The 18496-nt window shown below is 52.7% G+C and carries 16 protein-coding genes, 1 tRNA gene and 1 rRNA gene; 3 read left to right on the top strand and 15 right to left on the bottom strand.

What is annotated here, in order from left to right; translation table 11 throughout:
• The first annotated feature begins 27 nt into the window (after positions 1 to 27).
• Positions 28 to 103: transfer RNA gene (locus UTM25_RS13130), tRNA-Thr, on the top strand.
• Positions 104 to 146: 43 nt separating this feature from the next.
• Positions 147 to 262 (top strand): 5S ribosomal RNA (gene rrf, locus UTM25_RS13125).
• Positions 263 to 369: 107 nt separating this feature from the next.
• On the opposite strand, the gene UTM25_RS13120 is transcribed toward rrf, so the two are convergent.
• The 7 genes from UTM25_RS13120 to UTM25_RS13090 form a co-directional block, all read right to left on the bottom strand.
• The gene (locus UTM25_RS13120; RefSeq protein ID WP_014171880.1) at positions 370 to 1128 is read right to left on the bottom strand and encodes an amino acid ABC transporter ATP-binding protein; all 759 of its coding nucleotides are present in this window, start codon (positions 1126 to 1128) and stop codon (positions 370 to 372) included.
• Between the two features lie 7 nt (positions 1129 to 1135).
• Positions 1136 to 2239 (bottom strand): amino acid ABC transporter permease, encoded by a 1104-nt coding sequence (locus UTM25_RS13115; RefSeq protein WP_038417796.1) that lies wholly within the window; start codon positions 2237 to 2239, stop codon positions 1136 to 1138.
• A gap of 9 nt (positions 2240 to 2248) precedes the next feature.
• Entirely contained in the window at positions 2249 to 3430 is a 1182-nt protein-coding gene (locus tag UTM25_RS13110; RefSeq protein ID WP_039260388.1) for an amino acid ABC transporter permease, read from the bottom strand.
• Between the two features lie 67 nt (positions 3431 to 3497).
• Positions 3498 to 4523, bottom strand: a complete 1026-nt coding sequence (locus UTM25_RS13105; RefSeq protein ID WP_194401350.1) for an amino acid ABC transporter substrate-binding protein — start codon at positions 4521 to 4523, stop codon at positions 3498 to 3500.
• A gap of 473 nt (positions 4524 to 4996) precedes the next feature.
• Positions 4997 to 5218, bottom strand: a complete 222-nt coding sequence (locus UTM25_RS13100; RefSeq protein WP_013099001.1) for a lipoprotein — start codon at positions 5216 to 5218, stop codon at positions 4997 to 4999.
• A 306-nt stretch (positions 5219 to 5524) separates the two neighbouring features.
• Positions 5525 to 8632 (bottom strand): efflux RND transporter permease subunit, encoded by a 3108-nt coding sequence (locus UTM25_RS13095; RefSeq protein WP_194401349.1) that lies wholly within the window; start codon positions 8630 to 8632, stop codon positions 5525 to 5527.
• A gap of 11 nt (positions 8633 to 8643) precedes the next feature.
• Positions 8644 to 9780, bottom strand: a complete 1137-nt coding sequence (locus tag UTM25_RS13090; protein WP_194401348.1) for an efflux RND transporter periplasmic adaptor subunit — start codon at positions 9778 to 9780, stop codon at positions 8644 to 8646.
• 383 nt (positions 9781 to 10163) lie between these two features.
• Between UTM25_RS13090 and envR the strand changes: the two genes are divergently transcribed.
• A complete protein-coding gene (envR, locus tag UTM25_RS13085) occupies positions 10164 to 10883 on the top strand; it encodes an acrEF/envCD operon transcriptional regulator (protein WP_320714851.1) in 720 nt (239 codons plus the stop codon).
• Here envR and UTM25_RS13080 read toward each other — a convergent pair.
• The 8 genes from UTM25_RS13080 to UTM25_RS13045 form a co-directional block, all read right to left on the bottom strand.
• Complete coding sequence (locus UTM25_RS13080; RefSeq protein ID WP_194401346.1) at positions 10799 to 12880, bottom strand: putative bifunctional diguanylate cyclase/phosphodiesterase; 2082 nt, start codon at positions 12878 to 12880, stop codon at positions 10799 to 10801. The two genes, envR and UTM25_RS13080, sit on opposite strands and share 85 nt — an antisense overlap.
• 139 nt (positions 12881 to 13019) lie before the next feature.
• Positions 13020 to 13184 (bottom strand): DUF2556 family protein, encoded by a 165-nt coding sequence (locus UTM25_RS13075; RefSeq protein WP_008502862.1) that lies wholly within the window; start codon positions 13182 to 13184, stop codon positions 13020 to 13022.
• A 177-nt stretch (positions 13185 to 13361) separates the two neighbouring features.
• On the bottom strand, positions 13362 to 13658 hold the full coding sequence (gene fis, locus UTM25_RS13070) for a DNA-binding transcriptional regulator Fis (RefSeq protein WP_000462905.1): 297 nt from the start codon (positions 13656 to 13658) through the stop codon (positions 13362 to 13364).
• Between the two features lie 23 nt (positions 13659 to 13681).
• A complete protein-coding gene (gene dusB / locus UTM25_RS13065; RefSeq protein WP_023309409.1) occupies positions 13682 to 14647 on the bottom strand; it encodes a tRNA dihydrouridine synthase DusB in 966 nt (321 codons plus the stop codon).
• A gap of 330 nt (positions 14648 to 14977) precedes the next feature.
• Complete coding sequence (locus UTM25_RS13060; protein ID WP_194401345.1) at positions 14978 to 15718, bottom strand: carbonic anhydrase; 741 nt, start codon at positions 15716 to 15718, stop codon at positions 14978 to 14980.
• A 128-nt stretch (positions 15719 to 15846) separates the two neighbouring features.
• Entirely contained in the window at positions 15847 to 16728 is an 882-nt protein-coding gene (prmA, locus tag UTM25_RS13055; protein WP_029741742.1) for a 50S ribosomal protein L11 methyltransferase, read from the bottom strand.
• 11 nt (positions 16729 to 16739) lie between these two features.
• Positions 16740 to 18191 (bottom strand): sodium/pantothenate symporter, encoded by a 1452-nt coding sequence (gene panF, locus UTM25_RS13050; RefSeq protein WP_194401354.1) that lies wholly within the window; start codon positions 18189 to 18191, stop codon positions 16740 to 16742.
• Positions 18181 to 18423: a YhdT family protein gene (locus UTM25_RS13045; RefSeq protein WP_006178860.1), complete on the bottom strand. Its 243-nt coding sequence runs from the start codon at positions 18421 to 18423 to the stop codon at positions 18181 to 18183. The genes panF and UTM25_RS13045 overlap by 11 nt, the downstream gene beginning before the upstream one ends.
• Positions 18424 to 18496 lie beyond the last annotated feature (73 nt).

Below are 18496 nucleotides of genomic sequence, written 5' to 3'. Positions count from 1 at the left end.
GGAACTGCCAGGCATCAAATTTAGCGTGCTGATATGGCTCAGTTGGTAGAGCGCACCCTTGGTAAGGGTGAGGTCCCCAGTTCGACTCTGGGTATCAGCACCACTTTATACTTAGGTTAAAGTTCGGCAAGAAGTAACAGAATTTGCCTGGCGGCTTTAGCGCGGTGGTCCCACCTGACCCCATGCCGAACTCAGAAGTGAAACGCCGTAGCGCCGATGGTAGTGTGGGGTCTCCCCATGTGAGAGTAGGGAACTGCCAGGCATCAAATAAGTGAAAAGGCCATCCGAAAGGATGGCCTTTTTGCGTTCATGCGCCGAAAAAAACGGTAGGCCGGGTAAGGCGAAGCCGCCACCCGGCAGAGCTAACGACTAATGAATCACCTGCGACAGGAATGCTCGCGTACGTTCTGACTTCGGATGGGCAAAGAACTCATCCGGCGGCGCCTGCTCAACAATCTCCCCACGGTCCATAAAGATCACCCGGTCGGCTACAGTTCGCGCAAACCCCATCTCATGCGTCACACACAGCATGGTCATGCCGGATTGTGCCAACCCAATCATGGTGTCCAGAACCTCTTTCACCATTTCAGGATCGAGGGCAGATGTCGGTTCATCAAACAGCATAATTTTCGGTTTCATACACAGAGAACGGGCGATAGCCACACGCTGCTGTTGGCCACCCGATATCTGGCCAGGGAACTTATTCGCATGCTCTGCGATACGTACGCGTTCCAGGTAGTGCATTGCCAACGCCTCCGCTTCCTTTTTCGGCATCTTTCGTACCCAAATCGGCGCAAGCGTACAGTTCTGCAGAACGGTCAGGTGCGGAAACAGATTAAAGTGCTGAAAGACCATTCCCACTTCCTGACGCACGCGTTCAATATTGCGGATATCTTCATTCAGCTCGATGCCATCCACCACGATGCGTCCTTGCTGATGCTCTTCAAGATGGTTAATGCAGCGAATGGTTGTGGATTTCCCGGATCCGGAAGGGCCGCACAGGACAATGCGCTCTCCCTGCTTGACCTTAAGATTAATGTCCTTCAGGACATGAAATTGTCCGTACCATTTATTCACATTTTCCAGCGTAATCATCGCGTCGGCGGGTGTCATAGTTATTTGGCTCATAATTTCCTCAGTGCGGTGTACGCCCGGTGTTAAAGCGCTTTTCCAGATGCTGGCTGTAGCGCGACATGCTAAAACAAAAGATCCAGTAGATCAGAGCTGCAAAGACATATCCCTCGGTGGACATACCCAGCCAGACAGGGTCAACGGTTGCCTGCTGCACGCTGCTAAAGAGATCGAACAATCCAATGATGATCACCAGGCTGGTATCCTTGAAGAGGGCAATGATCGTGTTGACCAGACCCGGAATGACCAGCTTGAGTGCTTGTGGAAGAATGACCAGTCCCTGCGTTTTCCAGTAACCGAGAGCCAGTGATTCCGCCGCTTCGTACTGGCCTTTAGGCAACGCCTGCAAACCACCTCGCACAACTTCAGCGACATAGGCGGACTGGAAGAGAATCACCCCCACCAGGGCACGGATCAGCTTGTCGATGGTTGTTCCCTCTGCCATAAACAGCGGCAGCATGACCGACGACATAAACAACACGGTGATAAGCGGTACGCCGCGCCAGAACTCAATGAAGATAACGGAGAGCACGCGGACGATCGGCATTTTTGAACGCCGTCCCAGGGCCAGTAAAATCCCCCACGGTAAAGCACCGGCTATCCCCACTGAAGCGATAATTAGCGTCAGCGTCAGCCCGCCCCACTGGCGTGTTTCAACGCGTTCCAGTCCCAGGAAACCGCCATACAACAGTACCCAGACAATAATCGGATAAACCACTGCCCAGCCGGCAATATAACGTCCACGATGAGGCAGCTTTTTCCAGAACATGGCTGCGACAGAAAGCAGGCCAATAACCAGCGCCAGATTAATCCGCCAGCGCTGTTCGTGCGGATACAATCCATACATGAACTGGCCGAAGCGCTCATGAATAAACACCCAGCAGGCGCCGGCTTTTGTGCAGTCTGCTCGGGTTGAACCGACCCAGTTGGCCTGTAAAAACGCCCAGTTCAGCAGGGGAGGAATCAATTCCCACATGAGCCACAGGCAGACAATCGTCAGCAGGCTGTTACTCCAGCTGGAGAACAGATTCTTACGCGCCCAGAGAATGAAACGCCCACCTGTCGAGTTGGCAGGGCGCGAGGAGTGCGACAGTATCGCTTTTGTCATCATAGATCCTTAGCGCTCGACCAGTGCTATACGGCGGTTATAAAGGTTCATCAGCAGTGAAATCACCAGGCTGATGATCAGATAGACAGACATCGTGATGGCGATGGTTTCGATGGCTTGTCCGGTCTGGTTAAGCACGGTTCCGGCGAAGAGTGACACCATATCCGGATAACCAATCGCAGCGGCCAGCGACGAGTTTTTGACAATATTGAGATACTGGCTGGTCAGGGGGGGAATGATGACCCGTAAAGCCTGCGGAATAATGACCTGGCGAAGCGTCACGGTATGGGGTAGTCCCAGCGAGCGTGCCGCCTCGTGCTGTCCATAAGGTACGGCCTGGATCCCTGCACGGATAATTTCTGCGATAAACGCGGACGTATAAATCGACAGCGCCAGCGTCAGGGCCGCCAGCTCGGGAATTAATACCATCCCGCCCTGAAAGTTAAAGCCCCGCAGATGTGGAATATCCCAGTGCAAAGCGGCCCCAAACAGCCAGTGTGCAATTAGCGGCAGGCTAACGATCAGGACAACTGCCGTGGGCCAGGTTCTACGAAGCTGACCGGTTTTGATCTGATGCTTGCGGTTAAAACGGAATACCCCCGCAGAGAGCGCAAGCGCTATCACCATCGCGCCGATAAAAGCGTACAGTCCTTCACCCGGCTGAGGAGAAGGAATGGATAACCCACGGTTACTCAGGAAAAACAGCTCAAATGCGTCGACGGCCTGGCGGGGACCGGGAAGGTTACGCAGTACGGCGAAATACCAGAAGAAGATCTGCAGGAGCGGGGGGATATTGCGGAACGTCTCGATATAAACGGTCGACAGTTTCCGCAGGAGCCAGTTTTCAGAAAGACGCGCCAGGCCAATAAAGAAGCCCAGTATCGACGCGAAGACGATACAAAGCGCCGATACCAACAGCGTATTCAGTAAACCGACCACGAATACGCGTCCGTACGTGTCACCTTCCTGGTAATCAATAAGGTGCTGAACAATGCCAAACCCCGCGCTGCGGTCTAAAAACGCGAAACCGGAGGTAATGCCGCGGTTATTCAGGTTGGTGATGGTGTTATGGATGAGATACACGGCGATGAGAACAACCGCAACAATAGCAATAATCTGGAATAGCCAGGCGCGGACCGCGGGATGAGAAAAGGATAGCGATCCTTTTACGGCTGAGCGGCGATGGGACATAAAGAAACCTCAGTAACCATGACTCTGGAGTGGGCACTGCCGGAGCAGTGCCCGTTACAGCTATGACTTAACGTACTGGTGGTGCGTACTGAATACCGCCGTTGTTCCAGAGATTGTTCTGGCCGCGTTTGATCTTCAGCGGGCTTTCCGATCCCACGTTGCGCTCAAAGATCTCAGAGTAGTTGCCCACCTGTTTGATGATGTTGTAAGCCCACTTGTTATCCAGCTTCAGATCCTTGCCGAAATCACCTTCTGTACCGAGCAGGTGTGCCATATCCGGGTTGGATGGCTTAGCGGCTTTTTCATCAACGTTTTTGGAATTGATGCCCATCTCTTCTGCGTTCAGCATGGCAAACAGCGTCCAGCGAACGATAGAGAACCAGTCTTCATCGCCGCGACGAACGACGGGGCCGAGAGGCTCTTTGGAGATCACTTCAGGCAGGACAATCCACTCTGCCGGGTTGCTCAGCTTAATGCGTAGGGCATACAGCTGTGACTGGTCAGAGGCCAGCGTGTCGCAACGGCCGGATTCCAGCGCTTTGGCCGATTCATCCGAGCGGTCGAATGTCACCGGGGTGTATTTCATGTTGTTTGCTTTGAAATAATCCGCGACGTTCAGCTCGGTATCGGTGCCCGCCTGGATACAAACGGTGGCACCATCCAGTTCCTTAGCGCTTTTCAGGCCGGCTTTATTGTGGGTCAGGAAGCCGATGCCGTCATAATAGGTCACGCCCGTAAATGACATCCCCATGCCTGCATCGCGGGAGGAGGTCCAGGTGGTGTTACGGGAAAGCATGTCGACCTCGCCGGACTGCAGCGCCGTAAAGCGTTCTTTCGCCGTCAGCGGGGTATATTTTACTTTGCTGTCATCGCCAAAAACGGCGGCTGCAACGCCACGGCAGACATCCACATCAATACCGGTAAATTTGCCGTTCGCATCGGCATAAGAGAAGCCAGGCAAACCGTCACTGATACCACATTGAACAAAACCTTTCTTTTTAACGGCATCCAGTGTCGTTCCCGCATGGGCTTGACCGCCTACGGCAAACAACATGCCTGCAGCGGCCAGGCTGGCTATCATCGTCTTTTTCATAATGCATCCTGTGTGGCGTAATTTATCGTTATAGAGGCGTTTTTAAACGCTTTACCTGTCTGTGGCTTTGGCCAACGTTTATAAAGCAAACGTAATGCCAGTTTTGCGTTCGACAAAATAAGAGACGAGTGAACGCTTAATGCTGAGTGTAGACAGGCTTAAATAAAACGAGCGCCCCGAAACGGTGCGAAATTACAACCTGTGCCACAAATTGGAGCAAAAGTTTCGAGTCGCGTCAGGAAAAAGAAGAGATAGTTTTCAGCGTGAATATTGGCAGGGTATTCAATAATATTAATGTGTGAAAATCATCACGATAGAACAGGTAATTTGAATGAGTATGCGAAAAAGCTGTGACTGACTTCAGGCTTGGATTAATTATGTGAATAGATACGGGGCTATTTTTTTACTTATTTGAAAATACTGCACTCATTAAAAGCAAAAGCGCGGCCAGAGCCGCGCTTTCTCAACAGATTTTACCTGGTCAGGGCAACAATACCCAGCGTCAGACCCGCTACTGCGGCAGCACCGCCGGCGATAGCACCCGCAGTCTCCCAGTTATCCTGGGTGGTGCCTTTCATACAGGTATTGGTATGAACCAGTCGGCCCTGGTCGTCGTAAACCGGTACACATGGAGAGTCGTGCGCGCAACCAGCAAGCAGCGCAGCGAGAAGTGCAACGGAAATGAATCTTTTCATGATGTTACCTCAGTATTATTTCTCATCCGCCATAAAGCCAGGAGGGCTATTAACGAACTGGCGGTTATTTTACCACCCAGGTAAGTCCTCGTTACACGAGGAATAATCTCAAATTATGTAGTTTGTAAAATTTGTGGAGAAAAGTCGGTTTTAGGAGGAATTAATTAAGACATTATGAAGATGCAAGAGGCTGTTTTTACTTAATGCAAATCATCATATTTTTAACACTGCCTTCATGTAAAGCCTAATTTATTGTTTATGTTAAAAATAAAAAAAAGGCACCAGAGGTGCCTTTTCAGGGAAACATTACTCTTTATGATTAGTAAACCGTCGCCGAACAACCACAAAGAAGACGGGCACGAAGAAAATCGCCAGAAGCGTTGCGGAAAGCATTCCCCCCATAACGCCCGTACCGACGGCGTTTTGCGCGCCGCTCCCGGCCCCGGAGCTGATCACCAGCGGCATGACGCCAAGGATAAAGGCCAGGGAAGTCATCAGGATCGGTCGAAGGCGCATCCTGGATGCTTCCAGCGTGGCTTCAATAATGCCTTTGCCTTCTTTATCCATCAGGTCTTTAGCAAATTCGACGATCAGGATGGCGTTTTTCGCCGATAAACCAATCGTCGTCAGCAGGCCGACCTGGAAATAGACGTCATTATTTAACCCGCGCAGCGACGCTGCGAGAAGAGCCCCAATGACTCCCAGCGGCACAACCAGCATGACGGAGAACGGAATGGACCAGCTTTCATACAGCGCTGCCAGACACAGGAACACCACGATCAGTGAAATGGCGTACAGGGCAGGCGCCTGGTTACCCGAGAGCCGCTCCTGATAAGACATTCCCGTCCAGTCATAGCCGATGCCGGAAGGCAGTTTTGCCGCGAGACTTTCCATCATAACCATGGCCTCACCGGTACTTTTACCTTGGGCTGATTCACCCAGGATCTCCATAGAGGGCATCCCGTTATAGCGCTCCAGACGAGGTGAACCATAGACCCAATGAGCGGTGCTAAAGGCTGAGAACGGAACCATTTCCCCATTCGCGCTGCGCACGTAAAGGCTGTTAATATCTCCTGGCAACATACGGAATTTTGCGTCGGCCTGTACGTAGACCTTTTTCACTCGTCCATGGTCGATAAAGTCGTTCACATAGGTGCTACCTAAGGCCGTCGAAATCGTCTGGTTGACGTCAGAAAGACTGACGCCCAGCGCCTGTGCTTTCTCCTGATCGACATCCAGCTTGAACTGTGGCGTATCTTCAAGGCCGTTAGGGCGCACGTTAACCAGCAGGTCAGGGTGCTTTTTCACCATGCTAAGTAGTTGGTTACGCGCCTGCGTCAGCTGGGTATGCCCCATGTTAGCCTGATCGATCAATTCAAAGTCGAAGCCCGTGGCGGTACCCAGCTCAAGAATTGCAGGCAGGTTAAACGGAAACACAAGGCCATCTTTAATATGACTGAAGGCTTTCGTCGCGCGACCCACAATGGCTTCGACGCTATTTTCCGACCCCTGGCGCTCCTCCCAGGGCTTCAGGCTGACAAATGCAATACCGGAGTTCTGACCCTGGCCGCTAAAGCTAAAGCCGTTTACGGTAAAGACGGATTCAACGTTCGCCTTTTCGTTGTTCAGATAGTAGTCCTGAACCTGGTCGAGGACCTGCTGAGTACGCGTCTGGGTAGCACCTGCCGGGAGTTGGACCATCGTCATAAACACCCCCTGATCCTCTTCGGGCAGGAAGGAGGTGGGCAAACGCAAGAAGAGCACCGCCATCCCACCAACAATAATGACGTACACCACCAGATAGCGGCCTGTCTTACGCAAAATACCGCTCACGCTGTTGCTGTAGTGCTCTACGCTTTTATCAAAGAGCGCATTAAACCAGCCGAAGAAGCCACCTTTTTTCTCATGATGGTCTACGGGCTTAAGCAACGTTGCGCAGAGTGCAGGCGTCAGGATGAGCGCAACCAGTACGGACAACGCCATAGCGGAAACGATAGTCAGCGAGAACTGGCGATAGATCGCCCCCGTCGAGCCGCCAAAAAAGGCCATCGGGATAAAGACCGCCGAGAGAACCATAGCGATCCCCACCAGTGCGCCCTGGATCTGCTCCATCGACTTCTGCGTGGCCTCTTTCGGCGGCAGTTTGTCCTCGACCATTACGCGTTCAACGTTCTCTACGACCACGATAGCGTCATCAACCAGCAGACCTATCGCCAGCACCATGCCGAACATCGTCAGGGTATTGATAGAGAAACCGAATGCCGCCAGAACCGCGAAGGTACCCAGCAGAACGACCGGCACCGCGATAGTTGGGATGAGGGTCGCGCGCAGGTTTTGCAGGAACAGGTACATGACCAGGAAGACAAGAATGATTGCTTCAAACAGGGTCTTCACCACTTCGTGAATGGAGATCTTCACAAAAGGCGTGGTGTCATAGGGATAGACCACTTTCAGCCCCTGCGGGAAGAACTGCTGCAGTTGCGCCAGCTTGCTCTTAATGGCTGCCGCAGTGTCCAGCGCATTTGCCCCGGTTGCCAGCTTAATCCCTAGGCCGGTTGCCGCCTGCCCGTTAATTTTAGTGACCATGTTGTAGTTTTCGCCACCCAGCTCAATGCGAGCCACGTCCTTCAGATGAACCATCGAGCCGTCCTGATTCACCCTGAGCGTTACGCGGCCAAACTCCTCCGGTGATTTCAGGCGGGTTTGCGCGATGATTGAGGCATTCAGCTGTTGTCCTGGAATGGACGGCGTTCCGCCCAGCTGGCCTGCCGCTATCTGATCGTTCTGCGTTTTCAGCTGGTTGATAATATCCAGCGGCGTCAGCTGGTATTTGTTCATCGCGTTGCTGTCGAGCCAGATGCGCATCGCATACTGAGCGCCAAACAGCTGAACGTCACCGACACCAGACGTTCGGCTGATGGCATCTTTGACGTTTGAGGCGACATAGTCAGAGATGTCATCCTGCGTGAGACTTTTGTTGTCTGAAACAAAACCGGCGACAAGCAGGAAGCTACTGCTGGATTTCTCCACGCCAATCCCTTGCTGCTGAACCTCTTGCGGCAGCAGCGGCATGGCGAGCTGCAGCTTGTTCTGTACCTGCACCTGGGCGATGTCCGGGTCGGTTCCTGACTCGAAGGTCAGGGTGATGGTGACGTTACCCGCTGAATCGCTGGTGGATGACATATACATTAGGTTATCGATACCGTTCATATTCTGTTCGATAACCTGGGTCACGGTGTCCTGCACCGTTTGAGCATCCGCTCCCGGGTAGGTCGCGGAAATCGCCACGGCGGGAGGGGCAATGGTTGGATACTGTGCTACGGGGAGTTTGAGAATGGCCAGCCCGCCTGCAATCATCAAAATGATGGCAAGTACCCAGGCGAAAACCGGTCTCTGAATAAAGAAATTAGCCATGTCGTCGTCCCTTAACCGGTTGGAGTCGTGGTGGTATCCGGCGTGGCGACGACGGTTACCCCTGGTCCGACTTTCTGTAGCCCGCTGACAATCACGCGGTCACCGTTTTTCAGCCCTTCCGTCACCAGCCAGCGATCGCCAATTGCCTGAGGGGCTACGACGGTTCTCGACTCAACCTGGTTTTTATCGTTCACCACCAGAACGGTTGCATCGCCTCGCGGTGTACGGGTCACGCCTTGCTGTGGAACCAGAATCGCGTCCGGCTGGGTGCCTTCATCAATACGGGCGCGAACAAACATGCCGGGTAATAACAGATGCTGAGGGTTCGGGAAAATGGCGCGCAGGGTAATCGAGCCGGTGCTTTCATCGACCGTTACGTCAGAGAACTGCAATGTGCCTTTCAGCGGATAGGGCTGTCCGTTCTCCATCAGCAGTTCAACGCTGCTGGCGGTATCGCCTTTTTGCAGGCTGGTCTGTTTCAGGCGCATAAAATCATTACTGGACTGGGTGACATCGACATAAATCGGATCGAGCTGTTGGACCGTTGCCAGTGCTGCGGCTTGCCCGTTCGTCACCAGCGCCCCTTCGGTCACGCTGGATTTCCCGATGCGGCCATCAACAGGAGAGGTCACTTTGGTGTAGGCAAGATTGATACGTGCGCTTTCAACGCCGGCTTTTGCAGCAACAACGCTGGCATCTGCCTGCTGAGCCGTCGCCACGGCCTGGTCATACTCCTGCTTACTGACATACTGGGTGCCTACCAGCGGGAGATAGCGTTTCACGGTCAGGTGCGCAATATTGGCCGCTGCCTGAGCCTTCGCCAGTTCGCCTTTCGCGCTGTCATAGGCTGCCTGATAGGTCGCAGGATCAATCTGGTACAGTGATTCACCTGCTTTTACATCGCTACCTTCCGCGAAGTTGCGGCGCAGGATTATGCCGCTAACCTGAGGACGAACCTCCGCAACGCGAAATGCATCTGTTCTGCCCGGCAGTTCAGTGGTGACAGCCAGAGGCGCGCTTTTCACAATATGCACGCTGACCTGAGGCGCCTGCTGGTGTTGTTGATTTTCCTGACCATCGCATCCAGTAAGCAGTACCGCGCAGACAATGAAACCGGATAAGGGCAAGCGTCTGAAATGATTCGTCATTACTGTTCCTTTAAATACCCATTAACCGATATATACCGCGAATCGGTGGTGGGGCAGAGGGATAAAAATAAAATGTGGCTGCATATAATAATGAGTATGTTTAATCTTTTTTAATTTATAAGTGCGAATGACCATGCTTGTAGAAAAATCAGAATCAAACCATGTCCATTCAGAGATATACTTCATGTATATTAATCAGGTAAGTAAACTTAATGCTTCTTATTATTCATAGTGTCAATTTAATTGATTTGATATATTTGTATTAATTATGGATTAATGGCGGTGACTTTTTTTGTGCAAAATTAAAACGGGTTTTAGTGAATACTTACATTTGTATGAAAGCAATATTACCTTTAAACCTTTTGAGTCACGAGTAGTTGCCTATGGCGCGTAAAAAGAAAGAAGAAGCTCAACAAACTCGGCAGAAACTGATTGAGGCAGCTATCGGACAGTTTGCGACGCGTGGCGTAGCCAGCACGACGCTGACGGATATCGCTGATGCTGCTAAAGTGACGCGCGGTGCGATCTACTGGCACTTCACCAGTAAATCTGAAATATTTAATGCCATCTGGGAACAGCAATTACCCCTTCGCGATATGATTCGCGACAGGCTTTCCGTTTCCGATAGTGACGATCCCTTGTTAAAACTTCGTGAGCAATTTATTACCGCGCTGCAGTATATTGCCCATGAACCCCGGCAATGTGCGCTTTTACAAATTTTGTATCATAAGTGTGAGTTTAGCAGTGATATGATTTCAGAGCGTGAAATCAGAAAGCGTATTGGATTCAATGATGACACGCTACGTGCCGTGCTGGAGACCTGTATTTCGCGAAACATCATTTCGCCACAGGTGAATGTTGATCTCACCTTGATTGTATTCCACGGTTTTTTTAGCGGAATAATTAAAAACTGGTTAATGAATAACGACAGTTTTAATCTTTATCAGCAGGCTCCCGCTCTGGTCGATAGCATACTGGCGACACTCCCGGTTATTCGCGTGTCGCCAGATGAGGGTGCTTACTGTTCAGCGCCGGGTAACATTTCCCCTCGGGCACAAAGTGCCTCTATGGTCTGCGCGCTAACGGGTTTACCTAACAGATAACCCTGAAGGGTGTTACAGCCAAGCTCGGTTAAAAAGGCTTGCTGCGCTTCGGTTTCCACACCTTCAGCCACGACTTTCAGGTTAAGTGTTTTAGCGAGAGCCACAATTGCTGAGACAATAGTGGCATCCTCGCTCTCGCCGCTGAGCTCTTTCACAAACGCCCTGTCGATTTTCAATTCGCAGGCCGGTAAGCGCTTGAGATACAGCAGGCTCGAATATCCGGTGCCAAAATCATCAATGGAGGCCTTCACGCCTGCATCCGTCAGCTCTGTTAGCACGCGTACGCTTTCATCCGGGTTGCTCATCGCCGTGGTTTCCGTCACTTCGAGGATCAACATTTCCGGTGGCACCTGGTGAAGTGCCAGGCAGTCGAGAACCGTTTTAACCAGCGAAGGTTGTTCAAACTGCAGTGTCGACAGATTTACCGCCATTGACCAGCTTTGATGCCCCTGGAGATGCCATTCCCGCAGCTGACGGCAGGCTTCATGAATCACCCAGTTGCCAATGGGGACGATTAGCCCCGTTTTTTCCGCCAGCGGCAGAAAAAGGTCCGGCGTCAGTAGCCCCTGCTTAGGATGCTGCCAGCGCAATAACGCCTCGAATCCGAGGACCGGGCCCGCCGGGGCGTGAAATTTTGGCTGATACAGCAGGCGCAGCTCATTGCGATCGATTGCCATCCACAGATCGTTCATTAACTGGAGATGGGTCTGCGCCAGGGTGTTCATCGAGGGCTGGAAAAAGTGGTAACCGTTACGGCCCATATGCTTCGTGTGATACATCGCCGCGTCGGCGTTAAACATCAGCTCACGCTCGGTTTTGCCGTCGTGAGGGTACAGTGCGATACCAATGCTGAGGGTCACTACCAGTTCATAGGGGCTGAGATTGAATGGGCTATCGATCGCGCGCACCAGCGAATTTGCCAGCGATGCCGCGTCGTCCGGACCTTCTCCCTCTGCCAGCAGAACAAATTCATCACCGCCGATACGTGCAAGGGTGAACTGGCCTTTCAGAAGAAGCAGCAGACGCTGCGTAACGGCGACCAGCAGCCTGTCACCGACATCATGGCCGTAGGCATCATTGATGGCTTTAAAGCCGTCAAGATCCATGAACATCAGGGCAAAGTGGTTCCCTTCACGATCGGCTTTGCTGATGGCCTGATCGAGTCTATCTTCCAGCAGGATACGGTTAGGCAGACGCGTCAGGGTATCGTGCAGGGCCAGTTGAGCGAGTTCCCGGTTAGCTTCTGCCAGCGACGAGGCCAGAAGGGCGGTGCGTGCCTGAAGGCGGGCATCCAGCATCGACACCAGCAGGGTGATCCCAAGAATAGAGAGCGCGACGACGCTGACCAGCACCGCCAGCCAGCTCCCGTTAATCCCCTCATGATGAACCATTGTGGACATGGGAAACTGCGCCGCTTTCATCCCGGCATAGTGCATGCCGGCAATGGCAATACCCATCGTGATGGCGGCACCCATGCGCATCAGCACGACCTGCGCGGCTTCGCGACGCAGGCGGAAGGTGAGCCATAATGCCGCGAGCGAAGCGGCAAGCGCAATCACGACCGAAATGGCCACCCACATCTTGTCCCAGATAATCCCGGGCATCACCTCCAGCGCCGCCATGCCGGTGTAATGCATAGCAACAATACCGCTTCCCATCACCAGCGCGCCGGGCAACAGTCGGCGCAGGCGTAGTTGCTCGCAGCTCACGAGCCATAGCGCAAACAGCGACGAACCTACGGCGATGACCATGGATAACACCGTCAGGGTGGCGTTGTAGCTCATGCTCATGGAGAGGTCCTTCGCCAGCATGCCGATAAAATGCATGGCCCACACGCCAATCCCCATAGCAATACCGCCGCCAGCCAGCCAGACGCGGGCAGCGACGCCCTCACTCCCGGCGACGCGTGCAGCCATGTTCAGCGCGGTATACGCAGCAAGAATGGCAACAACAAAGGAGAGGACGACAAGGATAGGGTTGTATTGGCTGACCAGCATGGACGGTTCTACTCGAGTGTGGGGTTACGCTAGAGCGGTTGAGAAGGGCGAGACATTATCACCGTCAGGTAATGGCTCAAAGGGATTTAAATCCCCGTTTTTAGTGGGTAATAACGGGGTGGTTTGCGCAATCGGGCGGTTAGTCGAGCTCTGAGCAGTTTACGAGTTTCAGCGGATTGACAGAGTTCATATTGCGACACTTATCGGTTTCGGTGCTCATCAGTTCAATCCACTGCATCAGGAGTGCATCGAAAATGAGAACGGAGATTGCAAAAACAACCAGCCACCAGTATTTACGAATCATTGTGTCATTCCGCGGGAAGATCGCCAGTAAGGTGGGGGAAATATACACGAAAAACCGTGGTTGAAAAGCGGGAGAGGCGAAGGTTTACAATGCGTTGACGGAGAAGCGCAGGTAATAAAAAAGGCGCTTCCCCATGCCGAAGAGCGCCTTTTTAAACAAGCATTTAACTGATTAGTATCAGTTCATGCCGTATTTTTTCAGTTTCTTACGCAGAGTACCACGGTTGATACCCATCATCAGCGCAGCGCGGGTTTGGTTACCGCGGGTGTATTGCATCACCATGTCCAACAGTGGCTGTTCAACTTCAGCCAATACCAGCTCATACAGATCATTAACATCCTGACCATTCAGTTGAGCAAAATAGTTCTTCAGTGCCTGTTTAACCGAGTCACGCAGGGGCTTTTGAGTTACCTGGTCCTGAGAGTTAACGGTAGAAACGGTCAGTACGTCAGAATTTACGCGTTGTTCGAACATAGTTCTGTCAGCTCTTTATTTCATTACGCAAGATTTTCGAAGTATGCCTCCAACGCCTCCAGCTGTACGCTGGCATCCTCTATGGCGTTGAATGTGCGCCGAAACTGGTCATCTGGAGCGTGCTCCTGGAGATACCAGGAGACGTGTTTACGCGCAATTCGGTACCCTTTTGCCTGACCGTAGTGGTCATGCAGTTCCCGAACATGCGAACAAAGCAAACGCTTAACCTCTGCCAGAGGCAGCGGGGCAAGCAGCTCCCCAGTGTCCAGATAATGCTGGATTTCCCGGAAGATCCAGGGTCTTCCCTGAGCTGCACGTCCTATCATCAGAGCATCAGCTCCCGTATAGTCGAGTACAGCCCTGGCTTTAAGCGGGTCAGTTATGTCGCCATTCGCGATAATCGGAATGGAAACTTTCTGCTTAACTGCCCGAATGCTGTCGTATTCAGCTTCACCGTTGAACAAACAGGCGCGAGTGCGTCCATGGATGGTCAGGGCCTGAATGCCACAGTCTTCGGCCAGTTGGGCAATCTCTACACAGTTACGGTGTTCCGGCGACCAACCCGTGCGAATCTTCAACGTAACAGGAACGTCCACCGCGCTGACAACCGCCGTCAGGATAGCTTTCACCTGGTCGGGGTATTGCAGAAGGGCTGAACCTGCAAGCTTGCGATTCACCTTTTTGGCCGGGCACCCCATATTAATATCAATAATCTGGGCACCACTTTCCACGTTAATCCGCGCGGCATCTGCCATCTCTTCAGGCACGCTTCCGGCAATTTGCACGGTGCGAATACCTGGTTCATCAACGTGCACCATCCGAAGGCGGGATTTATCGCTTTCCCAAACCTGCGGGTTAGACGACATCATCTCGGATACGGTTAAACCGGCTCCCATCTCATAGCACAGCGTCCTGAACGGCCGGTCTGTAATACCTGCCATTGGGGCTGCGATCAGGCGATTTCTAAGCTGGTGGTGTCCGATGCGCATGAGTTAAGAAATGACCATACTGTGACTGCAAGGCGGCGTATATTACGCATTTTTTGCACGAGATGAAAGGCCAAACTTTGAACAATCCACTGTTGTAGATCAAGGAATCGCCACCCAATCTTCCCGTTAAAAATTATTCATTATTTAAATCATTAAGTTATATAATAATGGTTATTTTATGGGCGCTTACAATTTCCCGTAACTTCTCATCATTTCTGAATAAATGCGTCGCTGAAGCGGGATAATCTGCTGTTTTTAGCAGCAGATTTCCCTTCTTCTTTGCGATCTGCGTCGCATTTTAGAACATGATCGTCATGCGAAAAATGCGTGTTATTCGACCACGACGCGCCCATGCAGTGACTGTACCGGACGGTTATTATCGTGATGCATTGTCTGGGTGAATCTGGCAAGTTGTTCTGCAGAAACCGTCAGGGGCTGTTTAAGTACAATCCAGGTAACGCCTTCTGAACACGGTGGAGTGGTCAGTGAACCGCTAAAGCGCCAGTACGTTTTATTTTTTGGCAGCAGTTTGTTCAGGTTGAGATCCTGTTTGATGGAGACGTTCTGCTCGGCCTGCTGAGGCATAACGCGCCACAGTTTTTCAAGCTCCGGGTTTGCGGCCCCTTTATCAAACATGACCGCCACCACCGTCAGTTCCCCACTGGCATTTTTATGAACCAGATGCATTTCCATCGCGTATCTCTTGCCATGTACGGTGTTTTCGCTCGGCGCGTGGAAATGGAACTGCTGTAACGTCCAGGATTGCTTATCGAGAGTAAGAGTATCGCGGGTGTTCGCCTGTTCACCTGCCTGAATGGTATGGCCATTGTTCGTCAGTGTAACAGGGCCATCAACGTAGTGGGTTTGTAGCGGGGAGAGATGGGCGATAGCGGTCGAATCAATATTAATAGGGGACTGGTTCATTCCGCTTTGACAGGTCTTATATGCCTCGTCCATCTCGCCCCAGTGTTGCGGTGAACCTTCCCCTTCATAGCTCCAGTGTGATGCGAATGCTGAAGCCGAGATCATGCTCAGCGCCAGCAGCGCTGCCTTGCCTGTAACTTGTGTCATCATATTCTTCCGGTGAATTTTTGTAATACAAATCAACATGATTTGTAGGGTTATTTTACCGGAGAATGAACGGGGGAGAGAGGATTATCAGAGGGGGAGAGGCGTGGTCAGATGACCACGCCAGATTCTTATTTTTTACGGCCGGTGATGCGGCACCACTCTTCTTTTTCCACGACCGGGTCGAGGGCAAAGAGATCGGCGTAGGCTTCACACACGCTGTCGGCCTGGCTCGCCAGGATACCGGAAAGCCCCAGCAGACCGCCCTCAACGGGCAGCACACTGATTAACGGAGCCAGTTCGCGCAGTGGGCCCGCCAGAATGTTTGCGACCACCACATCGGCTTTCATGGCTTCTGGCTGAGCATCCGGCAGATACAGCTCCAGACGATCGGAGACGCCGTTACGCTCGGCATTATCGCGGCTGGCCTGAATCGCCTGCGGATCGATATCGATCCCGATGGCTTTTGCCGCGCCCAGCTTCAGGGCTGCAATCGCGAGGATCCCGGATCCACAGCCGAAGTCGATCACGGTCTTACCGTCCAGATCCAGACCATCCAGCCACTGCAGGCACAGAGACGTAGTGGGGTGAGTGCCGGTACCAAACGCCAGACCCGGGTCGAGCATCACGTTGACCGCATTCTCGTCCGGGACGTCGCGCCAGCTTGGGCAGATCCACAGACGTTTGCCGAACTGCATCGGGTGGAAGTTATCCATCCACTCGCGTTCCCAGTCTTTGTCTTCCAGCTGTTCGATTTTGTGCACGAAACCCGCACCCAGCAGAGGATGATTCTCCAGAATCGCGACAACCTCTTTCATATCGGTTTCTGCATCAAACAGGCCAATAACGTCGGTATCACCCCACAGGCGGGTTTCGCCCGGCAGCGGCTCAAAGACCGGCGTGTCATGCGTGTCCTGGAAGGTGATAGAGACCGACCCGGCCTCCATCAGCGCATCGCTCAGTTCCTCGGCGTTCGCGCCGGTTGTGTTCAGTTTTAGTTGGATCCACGGCATGGCAAAACTCTTTATTTATCAGTAGAAATCATAGCAGGTTGTGGGACGGGCTGACCGAAACGGTTCCCCACCACAAACGCCAGTAAACTTAGCAGTAACGAAGGCACAATCGGATGGAAGCCCAGGTACTGAATTTTAAACGTTGCGAGGACGGCGTAAAGCACGCCGCCGACAATCATCGCGCTCAGCGCACCGGCGGCATTCGCGCGCTCCCAGTAGAGCCCTAACACCAGCGGCCACAGGAATACCGCTTCAAGCCCACCAAATGCCAGCAGGTTCAGCCAGATGATCATCTCCGGCGGGCGCCACGCGGCTAACAGCAGCAATGCCCCTAACGCCAGAGTAATAACGGCCGACATGCGCTTCAGGCGCCGTTCATTCTCTGCCTGCTCAGGACGCAGGTTCAGATAGAGATCTTTAATGATCGTAGCGGAACTTTGCAGCAGCTGAGCGTTGATGGTCGACATAATGGCGGCCATCGGTGCGGCGAGGAAGATCCCGGCGGCAAATGGCGGCAGTACTTTAACCATCAGGGTTGGGATAACCAGATCGGGTACGGTAAGGTCAGGAATAACTGCCCGACCTAACGCGCCTGCCAGGTGCATACCAAACATCAGGATTGCGACAACGATAGTGCCGATAATGATACCTCTGTGCACGGCTTTGCTGTCTTTGTAAGAGATACAGCGCACGGCAGTATGCGGCAGCCCAATCACCCCAAAGCACACCAACACCCAGAACGAGGTCATAAAGGTTGGCGAAAGGATGTCATCCGCGCCCTGCGGAGAGACCAGTTTCGGGTCGATGGCTTCCAGCGTTTCGACGGCGTGGCTCAGGCCACCCGCGGCATGCACAATGCCGACCAGCAGAACCAGAGTGCCAACAAGCATTACCAAACCCTGCATCGTATCGTTCAGCACGCTGGCGCGGAATCCGCCAAACGCGGTATACAGTGCAATGCTGACTCCAAAGATGATCAAGCCTGTCTCGTAGGGGATCCCGGCCGCCGTTTCCAGCAGGCGTGCCCCGCCGATAAACTGCACCGTCATTGCGCCAATAAAGGCCACCAGCAGGCTTAAGCTGGCCAGCCACACCAGTAAACGGCTCTGATAGCGGGCAAACAGCATATCGTTGAGCGTCACGGCATTATAACGGCGCGCCAGAATGGCAAATTTTTTACCCAGTATGCCCAGCGAGAGCCAGACGGCAGGAAGCTGGATCATCGCCAGTAGCACCCAGCCTAACCCGTATTTATAGGCTGCACCGGGCCCGCCGATAAACGAACTGGCGCTGATGTAGGTCGCGGTCAGCGTCATGGCCAGCACGACGCCGCCCATCGAGCGGCTGCCAAGAAAATACTCGTTCAGGAAGGTGCCCGTCGTTCTTTTACGCATGGCGTAAATGGATAAACCAAACACCACTAACAAGTAAGCGATAAGCGGCAGAATGACTTCAAGCTGCATCATCGTCCTCCAGCGGAATATCGCGATAGATGAATTTCACCATTGCCCAGCACAGCAGGATGAAGACCAGCGGTACCAGCAGACACGCCATTTCGAACCAGTGCGGCAGGCCGGTGATGCCAATAGCTGAGTCAGGTAAGTAAGCAGTTACTAACCACGCTGCGAGATAGAGAAGGGTCAGCCACAGCGCCCAGCGCGCTTCTTTATGGGCCTGAACAAAACGTTTGTCCATTTTTTGTCCCTTGTGGATGAAGAAAGCGGGGATTGTACATGATGAGGCTTTCCAGGCCCCAGAAATAAAAAAG

Source organism: Enterobacter sp. 61D5 (assembly GCF_034107965.1).
In the GTDB taxonomy this organism is placed as follows: Bacteria; Pseudomonadota; Gammaproteobacteria; order Enterobacterales; family Enterobacteriaceae; genus Enterobacter; species Enterobacter cloacae_M.
Note: the sequence above shows the minus strand (reverse complement) of the source record. Positions and strands in the feature narration are given on the sequence as shown.